The organism is Flavobacterium sedimenticola, assembly GCF_030053345.1.
In the GTDB taxonomy this organism is placed as follows: Bacteria; Bacteroidota; Bacteroidia; order Flavobacteriales; family Flavobacteriaceae; genus Flavobacterium; species Flavobacterium sedimenticola.
Genome location: NZ_JASGBP010000001.1, coordinates 190154 through 211860 on the forward strand (window position 1 = coordinate 190154; position 21707 = coordinate 211860).

Below are 21707 nucleotides of genomic sequence, written 5' to 3' on the forward strand. Positions count from 1 at the left end.
TATGGTAGAAGAAAAATTAAGATACTCAGATGCTGATTTAGCAGAGTTCAAGGAAATTATTTTAGCTAAAATTGAAAAAGCCAAAGCCGATTTAGAATTGATAAAAAGCGCTTACATGAACGATTTAAACAACGGCACCGATGATACCTCGCCTACGTTTAAAGCCTTTGAAGAAGGCAGCGAAACCATGTCTAAAGAAGCCAACTCTCAATTGGCCATCCGTCAGGAAAAATTTATCCGTGACTTAAAAAATGCGTTATTCCGTGTGGAAAACAAAACGTACGGCGTATGCAAAGTAACCGGAAAATTAATTTCGAAAGAGCGATTGAAAATCGTGCCTCATGCCACGATGAGTATCGAAGCTAAAAATTTACAACGCTAATGAAGCAAAACATTACGCTATAAAAAAGCCCGTCTTGTATGCCAAGACGGGCTTTTTATTTATAGATTAATCTGACTCAACTGCGTCAGCGTAAAATTAGGTCCGTAACCAAACTGTGTGATGGTATTATTGCCCACCACAATCAAGTGGCTGTCGAGTGGAATAACGTCTTTTACATCAAGAGCATAGGTGTTTTCCAAAACCAAATTCGTGCTGTTAACGGCATTGAACACTTTCAATCCATTGGTACCGCACGCGACATACAAGATGCCGTTTTTAATCCCCAATCCGTAAGGCTGGTCTAACAAATACGTAGACAATAAAATCGGATTTGAAATATCGGTCACATCAATCACATTCACTTGATCCTCTATCGCGCCACATGAAGAACCACCACGAACGGTAATGTAAGCCGTATTGCCAAAAACCACCACCGGATCGCAGGCAGTGGCATGTGAAAATCCGGAAACAAAATACGGATTGAATTCGTCGGTAGCGTCAACAGTATACATTCCGGTAGTTGACCCTACAAAAAGCGTTTCTTTCTGAATAAACAGTGTTTCAAATTCACCGCCGCCAAACCATTGCGTCATGTACACTTCTTTATCGAAAAAAGTATCCTCAGGATTGGTAATGTTGAATACGTTGAGCTTGTAGGCATCGATGGTATACAGGGCATTGTTGTTTATTTGAAAACGCGCATACGAACCGCCCGTGCCAATGGCCGCGCTGTTGGCGCTGTCAAAACCCGCTAAAGCATTTTCGGCTAAGAAAATTTCTTGTCCTTCGGGTCTTTGTTGCCATTCAACCGTAAAACCGGTGATGATTTCGCCTTCCCCCGGAACTACAGTATAATCGTAAAACTCGGCGTCTTCCGGATAAGCCGGCGTGAAAACGATGGCATTTTCCACGGTTTTCACTAACGTGATATTTTGCATATCCGAAATATCAAATACCAACAAATCGACGTAATTATCGGCAAAAAGGTAATCTCCTTTTACCGAAATATCGTGCACCCCTTCCAAATTAATAAAGGCAATATTGGCGGGAGTAGCCGGATTGGCATTGTTAAAAATGTGGATTCCGGATTCCTTGGCAATGTAAAAAAGGTAATCCGCAACGACGTAAATTTTACCGTCGGAATGGGTTTGTCGCGCTGTGCCTACCGACACACTGCTTCTGATTTCCTGTAATGATTTTACAACAGGAACCGCAAATTTTGCTGTTTCCTCTGAGGCATCGTCGGAGTTACACGACAATAGCGTCATCGCAAAGACAGCGGCAATGAGCATCGTAATTTTTTTCATATTGTTATTTGGTTGGGTTTACTATCTTGTTGATACTGAAAAACCATTTTGGTTGCTTCAAGCGATTTAAACATTTGATATCAAGTATAAAATTAATCATTTATCCGATATCATTTGTAAAATGTATCCAATGAGACGAGTACGATTAAAATAAATCTGTTTTATATAATAATATTGCTATTTTTGCGCGAACAAAACCCGAAGAATGTCACTACGCAATTCCATTTTAATTATCGCTATTATCTTATTGGTCGACCAATTTGTAAAAATCTATATCAAAACCAATTTTGTGTATGGTGAAGCCGGTCAAATAGACGTGACCAATTGGTTTAAAATACTGCTGATTGAAAACGAAGGAATGGCGTGGGGAACTAAAATTCCCGGGGAATACGGTAAACTTATTTTGACCATTTTCCGCATTTTAGCAGTTTTCGGAATCGGGTATTGGTTGTATGACGCCAGCCGAAAACACAGCTCTCGCTATCTAATGGTAGCCATTGCACTCATCTTTGCCGGGGCAGCGGGTAACATTATCGATTCGGTGTTTTACGGCGTGATTTTCGACGACAGCTACGGACACTTATCCACTATGTTTTCAGACCAACCTTACGGCAGTTGGTTTCACGGTAAAGTGGTAGACATGTTGTATTTCCCGATTTGTGAAGGGCATTTCCCCGATTGGCTTCCTATTTGGGGCGGACAACCCTTTAAGTTTTTTAATGCCATCTTCAACATAGCCGATATGGCCATCTCAACCGGCGTGGGCATTTTAATTGTTTTTAACAAAAAAGCCTTCGCTAAGAAAACAGCGGTTGAAAGTTATAAACCTTCTCAGGAGTAACGCAGTAATCTAAAGTTACATCTGCCTCGAAAACATCGTCTATGAGGTCTTCCGGTTCAAAAAAAGACAACCCTATTTTGAGGGTTTCCTGGCTACATTGGGCTAAAAAAATATCGTAGAATCCTTTTCCGTAACCCACTCGGTTTCCTTTTGTATCATAGGCCAAAAGCGGCACAAAAACCACCTCAATTTTAGAGGTTGGGACTTCAATTCCGTCCACGGGTTCGTAAATATTGTATTCGTTTTTTTGGAACTTGGTATTATCCGTAAGCAGATAGTGCGTCATCTGGCGCGTTTCAAAATGGCTCTTGGCCACGACAATATCTTTGTCTTTACCGGCTAAAATTTGCAGGATGAATTCGGTGTCCACTTCCTTTTGCTCTTCAATTGAAAGAAACAAATGAAAATACGTTTTGCTCCATACCGTAGCGTCCAATTCCAACAACCGATTAGCTATGGCCAAACTTTTAGCCTCAATTTCGTCTGCAGTAAGTTCTTGCCGCAGGGCTTTGTATTTTTTACGCAATTCTTTTTTAAACATAGTGGGTAGCCATCAAATCTTCTATAAAAGTAGTTAAATGTTCTACTTCTACATGATCCATCAACACAATTTTGTACCATTGGTTGTTTTCATCGTGCTGTTGTGGCACCAAATCGTATTTCTCGGCTAAGTGTTTCGGAATATGTGCTGCTTTTACCGTAACAATGTTCATAAACGGCTCCCGGAAGTAAGGAATGTTCAAAGCGTCCAATTGGTTACACAAGAACTGCGTTCGCATTTGCAACACACTTACTTTTTCAAACCAACCGTTAGGTCCGTAGGTAAACAAGATCATCCAAACCGCCACGGCATTGGCGCCGCTTCGGCTGCCGCAAAGGGTTAAATCCATACCTTCCACATACTCGGCTTCTTTGGTCAGCACGTTTTCGATGTAGCCTTTTCGACAAATAAAAACACCGGTTCCATAAGGTGCCTGGAGCATTTTATGCGCATCTATGGTGATGGAACTGATTTTCGGATTGGTGAAATTAATGACCGATTGTTGGTTACTGAACGGATATACAAATCCCCCGTAAGCGCCGTCGACATGGAGTTTGAAAAGCAAATCATACTTTTCAAAAACCGCAATATAATCCTCCGGATTATCCACTGAACCAAACATAGTGGTTCCCATATTGGATACGGCAATAAAGTATTTCTTCCCGTTTCCTTTAGCGGTCAAAATAATTTGCTCTAATCGATCAGTATCTATGGCACGCGTGTTAAAATCTACCGGGATTTTGAGCCAATCGAGCTGCAATAAATTCGACGCTTTCGGAATCGAATAATGTGTATCTTCTGATGCTACTATCGCTATTTCTTCCGCTTTGGCGTCATAATTATTACTGTAATAATTGCGAAACATCCAAATAGCCTGAATGTTGGCTTCGGTGCCGCCCGGCGAAATATAACCGTCAAACGCATCAGGCTCGGCCTTAAAAATATCGACAGCAATCACACTCAGCACTTCGCGTTCTATTTCCTGGGTGCCGTTAAAGGCTTTTTCGGAAGTCCCGAATGTATGGCAACCTATATTGTTGGGATTGGCTACATAGGTTTGCAAAATGGGTGCATCTTTCAAAAAAGGCGCGTCATCATTGAACACCCTGCTGTCTAATTTCGACGCCGGATAACCCAGTGAAGTATCTTTTGAAAAATTGACATTGTCGTGCAAAGCCTTTTGAATTCGCTCCTTTCTCTCATCGTTGGTGAGTTTCTTCCAGAATTTCATACCTAAAAATTTTGTCAAAAGTAAAGCTTTGCCATTCCAAAAAACATGATAAATGTTAGGCTTTATTCATCTTGCAATTCTGCCTTTTTCCGTTAACTTTGTTGGTATGGAAACACCTTCTATTGAACTGCAATTGCAAACCTTACCTGACAGTCCGGGTGTTTATCAGTATTATGATGCGGCCGGTAAAATTTTATATGTCGGCAAAGCCAAAAACCTTAAAAAAAGGGTTTCCTCCTATTTCAACAAAACGCACGACAATGCCAAAACCAATGTCTTAGTCCGTCAAATTGTAGAAATCAAACACATCGTGGTGGCCTCCGAAGCCGACGCGCTGTTGTTGGAAAACAACCTCATCAAAAAACTGCAACCGCGCTATAATGTGTTGCTTAAAGACGACAAAACCTATCCGTGGATTTGTATCAAAAAAGAACCTTTCTCCCGAATATTTCCCACGCGTCGCATGGTGAAAGACGGTTCGGAATATTTTGGCCCATATACCAATTTCAAAACCGTCAATACGATTTTGGATTTAATCAAAGAATTGTATCCGTTACGGACTTGTAATTATGATTTATCCAATACCAACATTCAATCCGGGAAATACAAGGTTTGTTTGGAATACCACATCGGCAACTGTAAAGGGCCATGTGAAGGTTACGAATCTTTGGAAAATTATCAAACGCAGGTAGATGCTATACGCGAAATTCTGAAAGGCAATTTCAAAAACAGTTTGCGTGATTTTAAAAAACTGATGCAGGAGTTGGCTGCCGAAATGAAGTTTGAAGCCGCTCAGAAAGTCAAAGAGAAAATTGAAGTTTTAGAAAATTACCAAGCCCGTTCCACCATTTTAAATCCGAAAATTTCCAATGTGGATGTGTTCTCTATTGTTTCAGATGAATCGATGGCCTATGTCAATTTTTTGCAAATTGCACACGGCGCTATTATCCGTTCGCACACCATGGAGATCAAAAAAAAACTCAACGAAAGCGACGAAGAATTATTAGAATTGGCCGTAGTGGAATTGCGCGAGCGTTTTCATTTGTCAACCAAAGAAATTATCTTGCCGTTCGAACTCGATTTTGGCGATACCATTAAAGTCACCGTACCGCAACTCGGTGATAAAAAACAAATCCTCGAATTATCGCAACGCAATGCCAAATACCAACGTTTGGAACAATTGAAGCAAATGCAAATTGTAAATCCCGAACGCCACACCAACCGTATTATGGCGCAAATGCAAAAAGACCTGCGACTGTCGGCAGAACCCCGACACATTGAATGTTTTGACAACTCCAACATTCAAGGGACCAATCCGGTGTCGGCCTGTGTGGTGTTTAAAGACGGCAAACCCAGCAAAAAAGATTACCGCCATTTTAACATTAAAACCGTCGAAGGCCCGAACGATTTTGCTTCGATGGAAGAAGTGGTGTATCGCCGCTACAAACGTATGTTGGATGAAAATCAGTCTTTGCCGCAACTCATTATTATTGATGGTGGAAAAGGCCAATTATCTTCGGCGCTCAAAAGCATTGATGCTTTGGGTTTGCGAGGCAAAGTGGCCATCATCGGGATTGCCAAAAGGCTGGAAGAATTATTTTATCCCGGCGATTCGGTACCGTTGTATTTGGATAAAAAATCGGAAACCCTAAAAGTTATACAACACCTGCGCAACGAAGCACATCGCTTCGGGATTACACACCATCGTGACAAACGCAGCAAATCGGCTTTGCAAACGTCTATGGAAACCATCCCGGGCATAGGCGAAAAAACCATGTTGGCCTTACTCAAGCATTTTAAAAGTGTAAAAAGAATACAATTAGCCACTGAAAAAGAAATTTCTGATGTTGTTGGAGTATCAAAAGCCAAAAAAATTTCCGAATTTTACAACATTGGTAAATCCTAGTTTTAATCTATGAAAAAAATACTGTTGGTTCTTGTTGGCGTTTTGGTGCTGCAATCGGGTATTGCTCAGGATACCATCAGTAAAAAAAGACCCAAAATCGGTTTGGTGCTCAGTGGCGGCGGTGCCAAAGGATTTGCGCACATCGGGGTATTAAAAGTATTAGAAGAAGCCGGCGTTAAAATTGACTACATCGGCGGTACCAGTATGGGTGCTGTAGTTGGCGGCTTATATGCCTCGGGTTACAGCGCTACTCAAATCGACTCCATTTTTTACAATACCGATTTCGACGAATTGCTACAAGATTACATTCCGCGTTCTTCCAAAAGTTTTTATGAAAAACGAAACGACGAAATGTATGCAATTTCGCTTCCTTTTCACAAATTCAAAATCGGAATTCCCATCGCACTTTCCAAAGGCATGTACAACTACAACCTGCTGTCTAAACTCACCCACAGGGTAAGGCACGTGAGAAACTTTAATGAGCTTCCCATTCCTTTTATTTGTGTGGCTACCGACATCGAAACCGGCGACTGTGTTTTACTCAAAGAAGGTTATTTAGCGCAGGCCATGTTAGCCAGTTCTGCCTTTCCTTCTCTTTTTTCACCGGTTGAAATTGACGGTCGTGTTTTAATTGACGGTGGTGTTGTGAATAATTATCCTGCCGAGGAAGTGCGTAAAATGGGTGCCGATATTATCATTGGAGTTGATGTTCAGGATGATTTAAAAGACAGAGACGCCCTCAAAGATGCCACCCGGATATTAGTCCAGATTACCAATTTGGACATGATTAAACGTATGGAGGAAATGAAAAAAATCACCGATATCTACATCAAACCCGACATCAGTAAGTACGGCGTCATTTCTTTTGATGAAGGAAGAGAAATCATAAAAAAAGGGGAAGAAGCGGCCTTACAACAATTAGACGTAATCCGAAAATTAGCCAGTCCCAATGGTACTTACAAACTCCAAAATCATTCGACTGTTACAGATTCTTTATTGATTAAAAGCATCAGCATGAACCGTATGGAAAATTATACCCGAGCATATATTTTGGGTAAACTACGTTTCAAAAGCGGCAAAAAAATCAGTTATGATGATTTGAAAACAGGCATCAACAATATCAATGCTACGCAAAACTTCAGTCGTATTAGTTACACTATCGAACCCTATCAAAATGCCGATGAATTGAAACTGAATTTAACCGAAAACGAAAATAAAACCTTTCTCAAATTCGGCTTGCATTATGATGGTTTATACAAAAGTGCGCTTTTAACCAACATCACTCAAAAAAAATCATTGTTTAAAAACGATGTGGTTTCATTAGACATCGGTCTGGGGGACAACATCCGATACAATTTGGATTATTATATCGACAATGGTTTTTATTGGAGTTTTGGTATCAAATCGAGATACAACCAATTTAATCGCAATGTTGCCACAGATTTCCGGAACGGTGAAATTTTAAATCAACTAGGGCTAAACAGCATTAATGTTGACTTTGCCGATTTGACCAATCAAGCCTATTTACAGACCGTTTTTATCCAAAAATTTTTAATCGGTGCCGGTGTGGAATGGAAATACCTAAAGATTCGTTCCGAAAATTTAGGCGACATCAACCCGACTTTTGAAAAGAGTTCGTATGCCAGTATTTTTGGATACATGAAATACGATTCTTTCGACAATAAACTTTTCCCAAAAAAAGGATGGTTTTTCTCGGGTGATATCCAGTCGTATTTATACTCCTCGGACTACACCAATGAATTCCAGCGCTTTTCCATTGCCAAAGGCGAATTCGGCATTGTAAAAACATTCTACAAGAAAGTTACCTTCAAAATACAATCTGAGGCCGGTTTTTCTATTGGTAATGAAAGTGTCGATTTCTTCAACTTCGTTTTGGGTGGTTACGGTTTTAATGCTATCAATAATTTCAAACCTTTTTATGGTTACGACTTCTTAAGTATAGCCGCTAACAGCTACATCAAGTCTTGTTTTACGGTGGATTACGAATTTTATAAAAAAAATCATTTGAATTTTGCTGCCAATTTTGCTAACGCCGAAGAAGGATTGTTTCGAACCGGTAATTGGCTTTCGAAACCAACCTACAATGGCTATGCTTTGGGTTATTCCCTCGAATCAATTATCGGCCCAATCGAAGTAAAATACTCTTGGTCCCCTGAGCTTACCAAAGGATTTACCTACATCAGTGTAGGCTTCTGGTTTTAGCCTGTAAACGATTGAAAATATTTTGCTGCATTTGTAACTTAAAAAACTATATTTGAAAACTTTTAACTAAACAAACTATTTATGTCGATTTGGAAAAGAAAACCCTTAACCCAACTTTTATCAGAAGCTGATGAATCTGAAAAAGGATTGAAGAAAACCTTAACTGCTTCCGGCTTAACCGCCTTAGGTATCGGTGCAATTATTGGCGCAGGATTATTCTCTATCACCGGAATGGCCGCCGCACAAAACGCAGGACCTGCTATCACTATTTCTTTTGTTGTGGCTGCTTTAGGTTGTGTTTTTGCCGGATTGTGTTATGCAGAATTCTCCTCTATGATTCCTGTTGCCGGTAGTGCATACACCTATTCCTTTGCAACGATGGGCGAATTTATCGCTTGGATTATCGGCTGGGATTTGGTACTCGAATATGCCGTAGGAGCAGCCACGGTCTCCATCAGTTGGTCCCGGTATCTCACCAAATTTCTGGACGGGTATGGCATACATCTCAGCGACCAATTCACCCATTCTCCGTTTGAAGGCGGTTTAATCAATATTCCCGCGGTTTTAATCGTTATGGTTATGTCCTTAATTCTGATGCGCGGCACCAAAGAATCTGCCTTTGTAAACGGATTAATCGTAATGTTGAAGGTAACGGTAGTATTGGTCTTTATCGTTTTGGGATGGCAATACATCAAACCCGAAAACTTCACCCCTTATATCCCCGAAAACAAAGGAGCTTTCGGCGAATTTGGATTTAGCGGAATTATCAGAGCTGCCGCCATCGTTTTCTTTGCCTACATTGGTTTTGATGCCGTATCCACCGCAGCTCAAGAAGCGAAAAACCCTAAAAGAGACATGCCGATAGGTATTTTATTATCCCTCGGAATTTGTACGGTTCTCTATATTTTGTTTGCCCACGTAATGACCGGGGTGGTGAACTACACTGCTTTTGCCGGTGCCGACGGTATTGCGCCGGTAGCCATTGCTATTGATAACATGGGAGCTGCTGATGCGTCGGGTATGATTACTCCTGCTTATCCTTGGTTGAATAAAGCGATTATTTTGGCTATTTTGGCGGGTTATGCCTCCGTAATTTTAGTTATGTTAATGGGACAAAGCCGTGTTTTCTTCTCGATGAGTAAAGACGGTTTGATGCCTAAAGTTTTTTCGGAAGTACACCCAAAATACAGAACTCCGGCCAAAAACAATATGTTGTTCATGTTAATCGTGAGCTTATTCGCTGCCTTTGTTCCGGCAAGAGTAGTAGGCGAAATGACTAGTATCGGTACGCTATTTGCCTTTATTTTGGTATGCTTGGGCGTATTGGTCATGAGAAACAAAATGCCTGAGGCGCCAAGAGCTTTTAGAACCCCTTTAGTGCCATTAGTACCGCTTTTAGGCGTTGGCGTTTGTTTGTTTATGATGGTGTTCCTACCACTCGACACCTGGATTCGTCTTATCGTATGGATGATGATCGGATTTGACATTTATTTGTATTATGGGATGAAAAACAGTGTTTTGAACAAAGGATCCTTTGATAACAAAAGTTACAAAGTGGTTTCCCTATCGGGATTAGGAATGGTGGTGGCCTTGGTTATTGTGGCTTTCGTGCACCATGCCAATCCGGAAGTAGACGATACTTTCTTGTTCTACTTCTCTATCGCGTTCTCTGTATTGCATGCCATCATTTATACGCTGAGTTTAAAAAAATCTGAATAACACACTACTGCATATGTACCAAAAAGGATTAAGGCCGCTTTCCAACTGCTTTAATCCTTTTTGGTTTTTTAAAAATTTGATAATTATCAGTTGCCGAATTTATATAATTACGATATTTGTATAGCAAAAAATCAAAACATGATACTATTATTGGCCATCATAGCCGCATTCGGAATGGGAATTATAGTAGGGAAAAATCTAAAAGACAGATAACAATGATGCCTTTGGCTTGGACCGATTTACCGATTCTTTTAAAATTCCTCATCAAGAGAAATCCTGAGTGAGTTAAGGTAATGTATCAATTATGCAATGTAACAATACCTCCATTGCTACATTTTAACATTGTTTAATTAAACCATTACAATCATGCCATTATATCATAAATTAGGGAATATCCCTCCCAAAAGACACATCATCTTTCGCAAACCCAACGGCGATTTGTATTATGAGCAGTTGTTCGGCACTATCGGTTTCGACGGCATGTCGACCAACTCCTACCACGAACACCGTCCTACACAAGTCAAAGAAATTCGTAAACAATACAGTGTAGCCCCAAAAATTGCGAAAAGTAACAACATTCAATCGTATCGCCTGCGCGGATTTCAGGTCAATCCGGAAAATGATTTCCTCGAAAGCCGCAAAATTGTGTTAACCAACTCCGATTGTCATATCGTATTGGCAGCCCCTAAAAAATCAACCGCTGATTATTTCTATAAAAACACCGATTCCGACGAAATGATTTTCATCCACAAAGGATCGGGAAAATTAAGAACCATGTTGGGTAACATCGATTTCAAATACGGGGATTACTTGATTGTGCCACGTGGTATTATTTACAAAATCGATTTTGATACCGAAGACAACCGTTTGTTCATCGTCGAATCACATCGCCCTATTTACACACCAAAACGCTATCGCAACTGGTTCGGCCAATTGTTAGAGCATTCACCGTTCTGCGAACGCGATATCCGTCGCCCGCACGAATTGGAAACCTACGACGAAAAAGGAGAATTCCTCATCAAAGTCAAAAAGAAAGATGAGATTTTCGATATGATTTACGCCACACATCCGTTCGATGTGGTCGGTTACGACGGGTATAACTATCCGTATGCGTTTTCCATCCACGACTTCGAACCGCTGACCGGAAGAATCCACCAACCGCCACCGGTACACCAAACTTTCGAAACCGATGCTTTCGTGGTGTGCTCGTTTGTGCCGCGTTTATACGATTACCATCCCGAAGCGATTCCGGCTCCGTACAACCACAGCAACATCGATTCCGATGAAGTGTTGTACTATGTTGACGGTGACTTTATGAGTCGCAACGATATCGAAGCTGGTCATATTTCCTTGCATCCGGCCGGTATTCCGCATGGTCCGCATCCCGGAGCCGTAGAACGAAGCATTGGCAAAAAAGACACCCAGGAATTGGCGGTAATGGTCGATACGTTCAAACCGCTGATGGTGACCGAAGAAGCCATGAAAATTGCCGATGACACCTATTATCAATCCTGGTTAGAATAAAGGTCATCCTAAACGCAGCCGAAATAAGGAGCTAATCCCGCTTTCCGCTGTATCTGCCAATGGCATTGGCAGGATGCCGCTGCAATCGGGGCTATAAAAACGAATCTAGAACACAACTTTTTTAAAAAATACTATTTATGTCACAAGAAATAAAATCCGTTGAATACGGACTGGAAAAAATATTTGAAGGCGCGCAAGATTTCCTGCCGTTATTAGGAACCGATTACGTAGAGTTTTACGTAGGCAACGCCAAACAAGCCGCTCACTTTTATAAAACTGCTTTCGGGTTTCAATCCTTGGCTTATGCCGGCTTAGAAACCGGTGTAAAAGATCGCGCTTCGTATGTACTAAAGCAAGATAAAATCCGTTTAGTGTTGACAACCGCCTTGAAAAGTGATTCGCCGATAGGCGAACACGTCAAAAAACACGGCGACGGCGTTAAAGTTATTGCCCTTTGGGTAGAAGATGCTCGTGCTGCCTTTGCAGAAACCACCAAACGCGGTGCCAAAGTGTATATGGAACCGACCGTTGAAAAAGACGAACACGGCGAAGTAGTCCGTGCCGGAATTTACACCTATGGGGAAACCGTTCACATGTTTGTAGAACGCAAAAATTACAACGGTATCTTTATGCCGGGTTACCAAGAATGGAAATCCGACTACAACCCAACTCCGGTTGGCTTAAAATATGTAGACCATATGGTGGGCAACGTGGGTTGGAACGAAATGAACGTTTGGGTAAAGTGGTACGAAGAAGTGATGGGTTTTGTCAATTTCTTATCGTTCGACGACAAGCAAATTACTACCGAATACTCGGCTCTGATGAGTAAAGTAATGAGCAACGGTAATGGTCGTATCAAATTCCCTATCAACGAACCGGCCGAAGGCAAGAAAAAATCTCAAATTGAAGAATACCTCGATTTCTACGAGGGTGCCGGAGTACAACACATTGCAGTTGCCACCGATGACATCATCAAAACCGTTGCCGAAATGCGTGCCCGTGGTATCGAATTTTTAACCACGCCACCGCAAGCCTATTACGATGCCATTCCGGAACGATTAAAAGATCATATGACTAAATTTAAAGAAGACATCAACGAACTTCAAAAATTAGGCATCATGATCGACGCCGACGATGAAGGGTATTTATTGCAAATCTTTACCCGCCCGGTAGAAGACCGACCAACATTATTCTTCGAAATCATTCAGAGAATGGGAGCTCGCGGATTCGGTGCCGGGAATTTTAAAGCGTTATTTGAATCTATTGAAAGAGAGCAAATGTTGCGAGGAACGCTGTAAAATTTCACTTTTGTTAAAAATAATTTAAAAACAAACCTTTAAAAAGGCTATATTTTATTAATTTAATGTTAAAGTTGGTTTTTTGCTTGCAATAATGCAACCGGTTGACCTATCTTTGCACCATCAAAAATCGAGGAGTGGTTTCCTCAGTTTTTTTGGATAAATTTTCATAATTTATAGTTTTTTGGTTGGTTAATAGCATAAAAACTCAGTCATTAATTTGACTGGGTTTTTTTGTTTTAATACTTTTGGAACAAAAATTGTACTTGCAGTATAAATTAATGGCAACATGAAAAAATTTGTATTTCTGTTTTTACTTTTTATAACTGTAAGTTTCGATACTCAAAAACCGGAGGCTTATGACGTGGGCGAATGGTTCAAGTTTAGAATTCATTACGGATTTGTCAATGCCGGTTACGCCACGCTCGAAATAAAAGAAGCGGTCAGAGAAAACAAAAAAGTATATCACGCTATAGGCAAAGGATATACTGTAGGCATGTCTCGCTTTTTTTTCAAAGTAGATGACAATTACGAGAGTTATTTTGACAAAATCACCAACAAACCGTATCAGTTTGTCCGAAAAATTGAAGAAGGTGGTTATACCAAAAATCAGGAAGGTTTTTTCAACCAGGGAACCAATAAAGTCTTGGTTAAAAATTACAAAAGCAATACCGAAAAAACCTATAATGTCACCGAGAATGTGCAAGATGTACTCTCAACTTTTTATTTTTTGAGAAATCATCCCAACATCGACAAATTGAAAGTCGGAGAGTCTATAGTGGTGGATATGTTTTTTGACGATGAAATTTTTAAGTTTAAGTTAAAATTCATAGGCAAAGAAGAATTAAAAACTAAATTTGGAACAGCGCCAACCATGATTTTCAGACCTTTAGTGCAATCCGGCAGGGTTTTCAAAGAAGAAGAAAGCTTAACCGTTTGGATTTCAGACGACGAAAATAAAATCCCTTTACGAATTAAAGCCAGTTTAGCCGTTGGCTCCATTAAAGCCGATTTAGACGGTTTCAAAGGATTAAAAAATCCTTTTATGGTTAAATTAAAAAAATAATGAACAACAAAACAACAAACTACAACACCCTTTTAACCGAGTTAGAAAATAAATTTGAAGCCATAAACCAAAAAACCGAAACCCATTTGGAAGGTTTACTTTGGGCCAAACCCATGACCTACTGGGACTATATTCAAACGGATGCCTTATTAAACCTGCAAACCCAAAGAACTGTTTTGCCTGACGAAATGGTGTTCATCATGTACCATCAGGTCAATGAATTATTATTCAAAATGATTCTCTGGGAAATCAAACAGTTGTGTCATACCGAAAAACCGGAAACTCCTTTTTTTACAGAAAAACTCCGAAGAATCAGTCGCTACTTTGACATGTTGACCACATCATTTGACATTATGGGTGATGGTATGGAAGTGGAACAATACATGAAATTCCGAAATACACTAACTCCAGCCAGCGGTTTCCAAAGCGCGCAATACCGTTTAATCGAATTTTCATCGACCGACCTAATCAACTTGATTGATTATCGTTTCCGAGCAACCATAGACCGTAATACTCCATATTCTCATGCGTTTGAACACTTGTACTGGCAAGCCGCCGGAAAAGATTACCATACCGGTGAAAAATCATACCTCATTTTGGAATTCGAGAGAAAATACCGTGAGGAGTTTCTTCGCTACATGGAAGAGTACAACACCATTAACATTTGGCAAAAATTCAAACAGCTTCCATCAGAAGACCAAAAAAATCCGGAATTAGTCAAAGCCATGCGCCATTACGATTACACCGTAAATATTACATGGGTAATGGGTCATCTCAATGCCGCTAAAAAATATATCGAAAGCGGTCAAGGTTCCGGAGAAGCCACCGGCGGAAGCGATTGGAAAAAATACATGCATCCTAAATACCAACGCCGTATCTTTTTCCCGGAGTTATGGAGTGAGGAAGAGTTAAAAAACTGGGGCGAAGGTTTATAGTTTCTGATGATGTCAAAATGCTTCCCCAAAATAATAGTGTTATTATTGTTGACTTCTTTTGTCATTTCCTGTGATAAAAAAGAAGACCTAACAACGATTGCCATTAAACCCCGTCCTAAATTGGTGGATTTCGGCTTTAACCTGCACGATTTCAATATTATCAACGACACCATACAGTCGGGTGATACGTTTGGAAGTATCATCCAAAAGCAAAACCTGAACGGTCATCAGGTATACGATGTTGTCGCCCAAGTAAAAGATACATTTGATGTGCGAAGCATTCGAAAAGGAAAACCGTATACTATTCTGAGAAGTAAGGACAAAACCAATAAAATTCAGTATTTCATTTACCAACCCGATAAAGTCAATTACTATGTGATTGATTTCAGAGATTCAATTACGGCCCATAAAAAAACACGACCGTTGACTTTTAAAACCCGTACCATTGCCGGTGCTTTAAACGGCTCTTTATCGGAAACCCTGTCTAACGAAAAAGTAGATCCGGCTTTGGCTTCTAAAATTGCCAAAATCTATGCTTGGTCCATCGACTTTTTTAAGTTGCAAAAGGGAGACAAATTCGGACTTACCTTTACAGAACGTTATATCAACGACACTATTTATGATGGTGTTGATAGTTTAAAAGCGGCTTTTTTTGAATACAAAGGCAAAAAAATATATGCTTTTCCGTTTTCTCCAAACGACAATGCCAAAAAGCTGGAATATTATGATGAAGAAGGGAAAACACTCAAAAACTTCTTTTTAAAGGCACCGTTGAAATTCATCAACATCACTTCCAGATATTCCAAAAACAGATTCCATCCGGTGCAAAAAAGATGGAAGGCGCACAACGGAACTGATTATGCGGCACCAACCGGAACGCCTATTATGTCTACTGCAGCCGGTGTAGTAGAACAAGCCGGATATACCACAGGAAACGGAAATTTTGTAAAAGTAAAACACGACAGGACCTATTCGACCCAATACCTTCATATGTCGAAAATTTTGGTAAAACGCGGCCAGCGCGTGACACAAGGACAGGTCATCGGCAAAGTGGGCAGTACCGGTTTGGCTACTGGTCCACATGTTTGCTATCGTTTTTGGAAAAATGGAGTACAAGTAGATGCGCTCAAACTAAAGCTTCCTACCTCAACACCCATGGATTCGAAGTACAAGCAAAAATTCATGGAAACTATTACACCACTGAAAAAAGTTTTAGACAGTACCGCCGCAGCCAAGTTTAGAAATTAATTTTGATAAATATTTTCTAACTACAACGTTAGCGTAAAAAACACAATCGTAATTTCCCAATCAAACTTTGTAAATTTGCGTTTAAAACGCAAAAAAATGGCTTTACCCATAACTAATCCTACCGCTACAGCAGCTTGGAATAAGCTTCAACTTCATTATACACAACTCAAAAATGTTTCCATGCAGGAAATGTTTGCCCAAGACCCTGAAAGAGCTTCAAAATTTCATATCCAATGGAATGATTTTTTAGTCGATTATTCTAAAAATATCCTGACACAGGAAACGATGGATTTGTTGGTAGCACTAGCCAAAGAAGTGCAATTGGAAAATGCCATTCAACAGTATTTTGAAGGTGAAGCGATCAACCAAACCGAAAACAGGGCGGTATTACACACAGCACTGCGCGCACCGGAAAACAGTTCGGTTGTTGTGGACGGCAAAAATGTAATGCCCGAAGTGTTTGACGTAAAAAATAAAATCAAAAATTTCTCTAACGACATTATATCAGGTAAAAGAAAAGGCTACACCGGTAAAGCTTTTACTGATGTCGTGAATATCGGTATTGGCGGCTCCGACTTAGGTCCGGCTATGGTGGCAGATGCTCTACAATTTTACAAAAACCATTTGAATGTTCACTTTGTTTCCAACGTTGATGGCGACCATGTCAATGAAGTTATCAAAAAATTAAACCCCGAAACGACTCTTTTTGTCATTGTTTCTAAAACATTTACCACCCAAGAAACACTCTCTAATGCCGAGACTATCAGAAGTTGGTTTTTATCACAAGAATTCGGCACAGCAAAGTCCGAAGATGTCGCCAAACACTTTGTGGCCGTTTCCACTAATATTCAAAAAGTAACCGAATTCGGCATCGATGCCCAGAATATTTTCCCGATGTGGGATTGGGTTGGCGGTCGTTTTTCATTGTGGAGTGCTGTTGGATTATCCATTAGCTTAGCGGTTGGGTTCGATCATTTTGATGCCTTACTCCAAGGCGCGCACCACATGGACAAGCATTTCCGAACCACATCATTCGAACAAAACATCCCGGTGGTATTGGCTTTGTTGAGCATTTGGTACAATAATTTTTTCGGCGCCGAAAGCGAAGCTCTGATTCCGTATACCCAATACCTGCAAAAATTAGCGCCGTATTTACAACAAGGCATTATGGAAAGTAACGGGAAAAGCGTCGGACGCGACGGAAAACCGGTGAATTACCAAACCGGAACCATCATTTGGGGTGAACCGGGAACCAATTCGCAACACGCTTTCTTTCAATTAATTCACCAAGGAACCAAATTAATACCAACCGATTTTATCGGATTTATAAAACCTTTACACGGCAATCAGGATCATCATGACAAACTGATGTCGAACTTTTTTGCCCAAACCGAAGCCTTACTCAACGGTAAAACCGAAGCACAAGTAAAGGCGGAGTTCGACAAACAAAATATTACCGGAGCGAAAGCCGACTTTCTTTTGCAGTTTAAAGTGTTTGCCGGAAACAAACCAACTAACACCATTTTAATAGAAAAATTAACCCCGGAAACTCTAGGTGCCTTGATTGCCCTATACGAGCACAAAATATTTGTGCAAGGTATTATCTGGAATATCTTCAGTTACGACCAATGGGGTGTTGAATTGGGGAAACAGTTGGCCAACTCCATCTTAGACGAAATTCATTCGGGAACTGTGAAAGAGCATGACAATTCTACCGAATTCTTACTGAAGTACTTTTTAAAAAACAAATAGTTAAACAGAACCTAAAACCTCACCTATTCGTGAGGTTTTTTTATGCCTTTTCGTTATATTTGTTTTTCTAAAAACAAAAACTATGTACGACTTCATTCAAAAATTCCACTCAGGCTGGGCTTATTTAGCTTTATTATTATTGGTTTTCGCCGTAATTAATTCGTTTATGGGAATGTCCTCTAAAAAAGAATTTACCGCCAAAGACCGAAAAATTGCTTTGTTTGGATTAATCGGAGCACACATACAATTATTGGTCGGTTTATTTCTTTATTTTGTATCTCCGCTTGGGCACGCCTTGCTGGGTGAAATGAAAGATGCTGCCGCCCGATTAACTTCTTTGGAACATCCGCTGATTAATATTATTGCAATTGTATTAATCACGATAGGTTGGTCTAAACACAAAAAAGCAGACAACGGTACGGCTAAATTTAAGTCGATTGCCATTTTCTACGGATTAGGCTTACTGCTAATTTTAAGCCGGATTCCTTGGAGTTTGTGGTTTGCCAAATAACACCTAAAGTCCTGAAAAGGACTTTTTTTATCCGGGTACGGTTTTTGTAAAAACCCATTCACAAACTAAAAAGCATACGATGAATACCAAAATAATCATACTCTTTTTTTCTTTGATTACCGTTTTTTCAAGGCTGTCTACAGCCGCTGAAAAACCGCAGCAAAAAGAAAAGAACAAAGAGAAAAGTAAAGAAAAAACAGCCGCCGTTACAGAAGATGCAAAAGACAAAACCAAAACGGTAGCCGCAACCAAACCGGACACTTTAAAAACAAAGGAAGTCAAGGCGGCTTTGCCCGGCGACTCTTTGCAAATTGACCCTAATGCCAAGTTTAAATTTTACAAGAAAAATGCGCACGCTTCGTATTATCACAATAAGTTTAACGGCAGAAGAACCGCAAGCGGCAAGCGATTTGACAACACCAAATATACGGCAGCTCACAAAAAATTACCTTTCGGCACGATTGTTAAGGTGACCAATGAAGCCAACGGAAAATCGGTCATTGTGGAAATAACCGATCGCGGGCCATTCTCCAAAGTGCGTGAAATAGATTTAACCCGCAAAGCGTTTATGGAGATTGCTTCCAATAAAAATTCGGGCTCTGTAATCGTCAAATTAGAAATTATCGAAAAACCGGCTACCAATCCTTAAACGGTTTTTTACTCAGGTACGCGTTGTAATACCTTTTGTCTTGGGTTACTTCTTGTCCCAACCACTGCGGTTTCACAAACGTCTCGTCTTCCGATTGGAGTTCAATTTCAGCTATCACTAAACCTTGGTTGTCTCCGCTAAAAACGTCTACCTCAAAAAGGTGTTGTGCTACGTTTATTTCATAGCGAATTTTATCAATGGTACCGCTTTCACAAATGGTTAAGAGTGCTTCGGCTTCGGCCAGGCTGATTTCTCTCTCCCACTCTAACCGCGTAGTGCCGTTGTTGTGGCTTTTGCCTTTGATAGTGATATAGCCTTTATCGCCCTTGATTCTTACTCTTACCGTTCTTTCGGGATCAGAATTAAGATAGGCCTGCACGATTCTTTTTTGGGAAAAAGCTTCCCGGATAAAATCGTCGGAAAGGACTAAAAATTTGCGCTCTATTTCAACCATGGCTCTTACATATTGTAAAAGCAAGGTACTAAATATATCATTTTGAAATTGTATTTTTACGTAAATCTTAACTGCAAAATTATTCGCCGATGAAGTTCATTCGCCATAAAACCAACATCAATACAGTTGAAGATGTATTTGACATTTATTTTCATGAAAGTCATTACAAGCCTAACGATCCCCTGCTTTTTTTGGTCGATTTGGTTCATTTTTTCAGACCGGCAAACCCCAAAACGATAACCGCCTTATCCATCGGCTCACTACTGCAATACCTCGAAAATCATCCCGAAAAACGTGTCATTCTGAAAAGGTATATTACCGATTTAGTAGCGCAAAGAAAATTCAGCAGAATGCTTTCGGATATCGGAATTTTGAGAGATTCCGATTTTATGTACGAAGTTAAGAAGCGTATTTTTGCTAAAATTTTACCGTTTCAGCCTGCCAAAAACACTTTGGAATTTGTGTTGAATCAGGTTTTTTTCAGAAGTACCGACCCGCTTTGGATTGCCCGAATTCCGTTTGAAGAATTGCAACAACTGTTTGAGATGATTGGTTTTGACTCTATTTACCAATCGGTCGATGAAGATTCGGTGCTTTCTGAAGTGATGGATGCCATGGGAATGATTTCGCAACGCATGAGCGGTAGAGCGATGGAAACCGATGTCATCAATATGGTGCCCGAATACGACGATTTGGAAAGTCCGTTTTTAGCTTTTGAAAACGAACTCAATTTGATGCTTCATCACATCAGAAACAGTTCCCATCACTATGTCACTTCAGAAGATTTGCATTACAAACAGCTTATCATATTGCACAAACAATGTGAAGAATATGTGGATAAGGCATTCGGAAACAGCTCTAAATTCGGGATTTCGCTTAAAGTCAATCAAAGCTTGCTCCGTATCCGACAACAGTTGTATCGCATCAAAGTGCTCATCCAAACGCTTGTCGTAAACAAGGATTCGGACCAAAAAAACAACTCCATTCATTTACTGCTCCGATTAATCAAATACAATTGTTATAAAAACAATATTCGCCAACTCATTAACGAAAGCACCCAACTCATTTCGTACGAGATTACCCAACATACGGCCAAAACAGGTGAACACTATATCACAGAGAGCAAAAAGGAATATTTCTCGATGTTCAAAGCGGCAGTAGGCGGCGGGTTTATTGTGGGTATTTTATGTGTTATTAAACTATTGCTTTCTAAGATTGACACCAGTGCTTTCGGACATGCTTTTTATTACAGTTTGAATTATGCTATAGGCTTTATTGCCATTTTTCTCTTGGGTTTTACTTTAGCCACCAAACAACCGGCCATGACCGCTGCTACGCTTACCAAAGCGTTGGAGAGTGGTATGAAAAAACATTCCAAAAATCAAAACAAACACCACTCCTTCGCTCAATTGTTTGCGCGATTGTTTCGATCGCAATTCATTGCATTTGTGGGTAATGTTTTTATGGCTTTTCCGGTAGCTCTATTCGGAATTTGGGCTATCGATACGTTATTCGATTATAATATTGCTTTTGAAAAGTCGTCAAAATTATTGAATGATTTATCACCGGTGACTTCCGCCGCCGTTTTCCATGCCGCTATAGCCGGTGTATTTTTGTTTTTATCCGGAATTATCTCGGGGAATGTTTCCAATAAAAACAAATACAACAAAGTGTATTACCGCATCAAAGAACATCCGGTTTTGAAGCAAAGTTTAGGGATAACCAAAACCAACGCCATTGCCCGATGGTTTGAAAACAACTGGCCGGGTGTGGTTTCTAACGGTTGGTTTGGTGTTTTCTTAGGCAGTATGGCTTCGGTAGGGATTTTTTTGGGCTTAAATTTAGACATTCGACACATTACCTTTGCCAGTGGTAATTTTGCCTTAGGATTGTACGGCGCCGAATTTTTTGTCGATTTACCAACCATCATCTGGGGAATCATCGGCATCGGGGTGATTGGCTTTGTCAACTTTATGGTTAGTTTTTCCTTGTCGTTAGGATTGGCTTTTCGTTCGCGTGCTATTCCGCTTTCGGAATTGCGTTTTTTGTTTAGTTCAACGTGGATGTATTTTAAAAGTAATCCCTTAGCTTTCTTTTTTCCGGTAAACAATAAATAACCC

The 21707-nt window shown here is 40.2% G+C and carries 18 protein-coding genes; 14 read left to right on the top strand and 4 right to left on the bottom strand.

Features of this window, described 5'->3' with window-relative positions; translation table 11 throughout:
- Position 1 precedes the first annotated feature (1 nt).
- On the top strand, positions 2–382 hold the full coding sequence (locus QHT84_RS00755) for a TraR/DksA family transcriptional regulator (protein ID WP_283237624.1): 381 nt from the start codon (positions 2–4) through the stop codon (positions 380–382).
- A 59-nt stretch (positions 383–441) separates the two neighbouring features.
- Here the strand turns inward: QHT84_RS00755 and QHT84_RS00760 are convergent, their stop codons facing one another.
- Positions 442–1689, bottom strand: coding sequence for an LVIVD repeat-containing protein (locus QHT84_RS00760; RefSeq protein WP_283237625.1), 1248 nt, complete (start codon positions 1687–1689; stop codon positions 442–444).
- A 205-nt stretch (positions 1690–1894) separates the two neighbouring features.
- Between QHT84_RS00760 and QHT84_RS00765 the strand changes: the two genes are divergently transcribed.
- On the top strand, positions 1895–2530 hold the full coding sequence (locus QHT84_RS00765) for a lipoprotein signal peptidase (RefSeq protein ID WP_283237626.1): 636 nt from the start codon (positions 1895–1897) through the stop codon (positions 2528–2530).
- On the opposite strand, the gene QHT84_RS00770 is transcribed toward QHT84_RS00765, so the two are convergent.
- Together QHT84_RS00770 and QHT84_RS00775 are read right to left on the bottom strand one after the other, a co-directional pair.
- Positions 2487–3071: a 5-formyltetrahydrofolate cyclo-ligase gene (locus QHT84_RS00770; RefSeq protein WP_283237627.1), complete on the bottom strand. Its 585-nt coding sequence runs from the start codon at positions 3069–3071 to the stop codon at positions 2487–2489. The genes QHT84_RS00765 and QHT84_RS00770 overlap by 44 nt on opposite strands.
- The gene (locus QHT84_RS00775) at positions 3064–4302 is read right to left on the bottom strand and encodes a pyridoxal-dependent decarboxylase (protein ID WP_283237628.1); all 1239 of its coding nucleotides are present in this window, start codon (positions 4300–4302) and stop codon (positions 3064–3066) included. Before QHT84_RS00775 ends, QHT84_RS00770 begins: the two co-directional genes overlap by 8 nt.
- Positions 4303–4408: 106 nt before the next feature.
- On the opposite strand from QHT84_RS00775, the gene uvrC reads away from it, so the two are divergent.
- The 11 genes from uvrC (at position 4409) to QHT84_RS14145 (ending at position 19133) form a co-directional block, all read left to right on the top strand.
- The gene (gene uvrC, locus QHT84_RS00780) at positions 4409–6208 is read left to right on the top strand and encodes an excinuclease ABC subunit UvrC (RefSeq protein ID WP_283237629.1); all 1800 of its coding nucleotides are present in this window, start codon (positions 4409–4411) and stop codon (positions 6206–6208) included.
- Between the two features lie 9 nt (positions 6209–6217).
- Complete coding sequence (locus QHT84_RS00785; RefSeq protein WP_283237630.1) at positions 6218–8431, top strand: patatin-like phospholipase family protein; 2214 nt, start codon at positions 6218–6220, stop codon at positions 8429–8431.
- A gap of 81 nt (positions 8432–8512) precedes the next feature.
- Positions 8513–10150 (top strand): amino acid permease, encoded by a 1638-nt coding sequence (locus QHT84_RS00790; RefSeq protein ID WP_283237631.1) that lies wholly within the window; start codon positions 8513–8515, stop codon positions 10148–10150.
- 366 nt (positions 10151–10516) lie between these two features.
- Positions 10517–11674: a homogentisate 1,2-dioxygenase gene (locus tag QHT84_RS00795; RefSeq protein WP_283237632.1), complete on the top strand. Its 1158-nt coding sequence runs from the start codon at positions 10517–10519 to the stop codon at positions 11672–11674.
- Between the two features lie 137 nt (positions 11675–11811).
- Positions 11812–12972: a 4-hydroxyphenylpyruvate dioxygenase gene (gene hppD / locus QHT84_RS00800; protein WP_283237633.1), complete on the top strand. Its 1161-nt coding sequence runs from the start codon at positions 11812–11814 to the stop codon at positions 12970–12972.
- 289 nt (positions 12973–13261) lie between these two features.
- Complete coding sequence (locus QHT84_RS00805) at positions 13262–14038, top strand: DUF3108 domain-containing protein (protein WP_283237634.1); 777 nt, start codon at positions 13262–13264, stop codon at positions 14036–14038.
- Positions 14038–14973 carry a tryptophan 2,3-dioxygenase family protein gene (locus QHT84_RS00810; protein WP_283237635.1) on the top strand — a complete coding sequence of 312 codons (936 nt, stop codon included), beginning with the start codon at positions 14038–14040 and terminating at the stop codon, positions 14971–14973. The genes QHT84_RS00805 and QHT84_RS00810 overlap by 1 nt, the downstream gene beginning before the upstream one ends.
- Positions 14974–14979: 6 nt before the next feature.
- Entirely contained in the window at positions 14980–16221 is a 1242-nt protein-coding gene (locus QHT84_RS00815) for a M23 family metallopeptidase (RefSeq protein WP_283237636.1), read from the top strand.
- A gap of 96 nt (positions 16222–16317) precedes the next feature.
- Positions 16318–17973 carry a glucose-6-phosphate isomerase gene (gene pgi / locus QHT84_RS00820; RefSeq protein ID WP_283237637.1) on the top strand — a complete coding sequence of 552 codons (1656 nt, stop codon included), beginning with the start codon at positions 16318–16320 and terminating at the stop codon, positions 17971–17973.
- Positions 17974–18055: 82 nt separating this feature from the next.
- Positions 18056–18484 carry a hypothetical protein gene (locus tag QHT84_RS00825; RefSeq protein ID WP_283237638.1) on the top strand — a complete coding sequence of 143 codons (429 nt, stop codon included), beginning with the start codon at positions 18056–18058 and terminating at the stop codon, positions 18482–18484.
- A gap of 79 nt (positions 18485–18563) precedes the next feature.
- Entirely contained in the window at positions 18564–19133 is a 570-nt protein-coding gene (locus QHT84_RS14145; RefSeq protein WP_321169562.1) for a septal ring lytic transglycosylase RlpA family protein, read from the top strand.
- On the opposite strand, the gene QHT84_RS00835 is transcribed toward QHT84_RS14145, so the two are convergent.
- Complete coding sequence (locus tag QHT84_RS00835) at positions 19120–19587, bottom strand: CYTH domain-containing protein (RefSeq protein WP_283237639.1); 468 nt, start codon at positions 19585–19587, stop codon at positions 19120–19122. The two genes, QHT84_RS14145 and QHT84_RS00835, sit on opposite strands and share 14 nt — an antisense overlap.
- Positions 19588–19676: 89 nt before the next feature.
- On the opposite strand from QHT84_RS00835, the gene QHT84_RS00840 reads away from it, so the two are divergent.
- Positions 19677–21704 (top strand): recombinase, encoded by a 2028-nt coding sequence (locus tag QHT84_RS00840; protein WP_283237640.1) that lies wholly within the window; start codon positions 19677–19679, stop codon positions 21702–21704.
- Positions 21705–21707 lie beyond the last annotated feature (3 nt).

Excerpts from the sequence above, each read along its gene's own strand:
- QHT84_RS00755 (WP_283237624.1), top strand. The coding sequence starts at position 2 with ATGGTAGAAGAAAAATTAAGATACTCAGATGCTGATTTAGCAGAGTTC.
- QHT84_RS00760 (WP_283237625.1), bottom strand. The coding sequence starts at position 1,689 with ATGAAAAAAATTACGATGCTCATTGCCGCTGTCTTTGCGATGACGCTA.
- QHT84_RS00765 (WP_283237626.1), top strand. The coding sequence starts at position 1,895 with ATGTCACTACGCAATTCCATTTTAATTATCGCTATTATCTTATTGGTC.
- QHT84_RS00770 (WP_283237627.1), bottom strand. The coding sequence starts at position 3,071 with ATGTTTAAAAAAGAATTGCGTAAAAAATACAAAGCCCTGCGGCAAGAA.
- QHT84_RS00775 (WP_283237628.1), bottom strand. The coding sequence starts at position 4,302 with ATGAAATTCTGGAAGAAACTCACCAACGATGAGAGAAAGGAGCGAATT.
- uvrC (WP_283237629.1), top strand. The coding sequence starts at position 4,409 with ATGGAAACACCTTCTATTGAACTGCAATTGCAAACCTTACCTGACAGT.
- QHT84_RS00785 (WP_283237630.1), top strand. The coding sequence starts at position 6,218 with ATGAAAAAAATACTGTTGGTTCTTGTTGGCGTTTTGGTGCTGCAATCG.
- QHT84_RS00790 (WP_283237631.1), top strand. The coding sequence starts at position 8,513 with ATGTCGATTTGGAAAAGAAAACCCTTAACCCAACTTTTATCAGAAGCT.
- QHT84_RS00795 (WP_283237632.1), top strand. The coding sequence starts at position 10,517 with ATGCCATTATATCATAAATTAGGGAATATCCCTCCCAAAAGACACATC.
- hppD (WP_283237633.1), top strand. The coding sequence starts at position 11,812 with ATGTCACAAGAAATAAAATCCGTTGAATACGGACTGGAAAAAATATTT.
- QHT84_RS00805 (WP_283237634.1), top strand. The coding sequence starts at position 13,262 with ATGAAAAAATTTGTATTTCTGTTTTTACTTTTTATAACTGTAAGTTTC.
- QHT84_RS00810 (WP_283237635.1), top strand. The coding sequence starts at position 14,038 with ATGAACAACAAAACAACAAACTACAACACCCTTTTAACCGAGTTAGAA.
- QHT84_RS00815 (WP_283237636.1), top strand. The coding sequence starts at position 14,980 with ATGATGTCAAAATGCTTCCCCAAAATAATAGTGTTATTATTGTTGACT.
- pgi (WP_283237637.1), top strand. The coding sequence starts at position 16,318 with ATGGCTTTACCCATAACTAATCCTACCGCTACAGCAGCTTGGAATAAG.
- QHT84_RS00825 (WP_283237638.1), top strand. The coding sequence starts at position 18,056 with ATGTACGACTTCATTCAAAAATTCCACTCAGGCTGGGCTTATTTAGCT.
- QHT84_RS14145 (WP_321169562.1), top strand. The coding sequence starts at position 18,564 with ATGAATACCAAAATAATCATACTCTTTTTTTCTTTGATTACCGTTTTT.
- QHT84_RS00835 (WP_283237639.1), bottom strand. The coding sequence starts at position 19,587 with ATGGTTGAAATAGAGCGCAAATTTTTAGTCCTTTCCGACGATTTTATC.
- QHT84_RS00840 (WP_283237640.1), top strand. The coding sequence starts at position 19,677 with ATGAAGTTCATTCGCCATAAAACCAACATCAATACAGTTGAAGATGTA.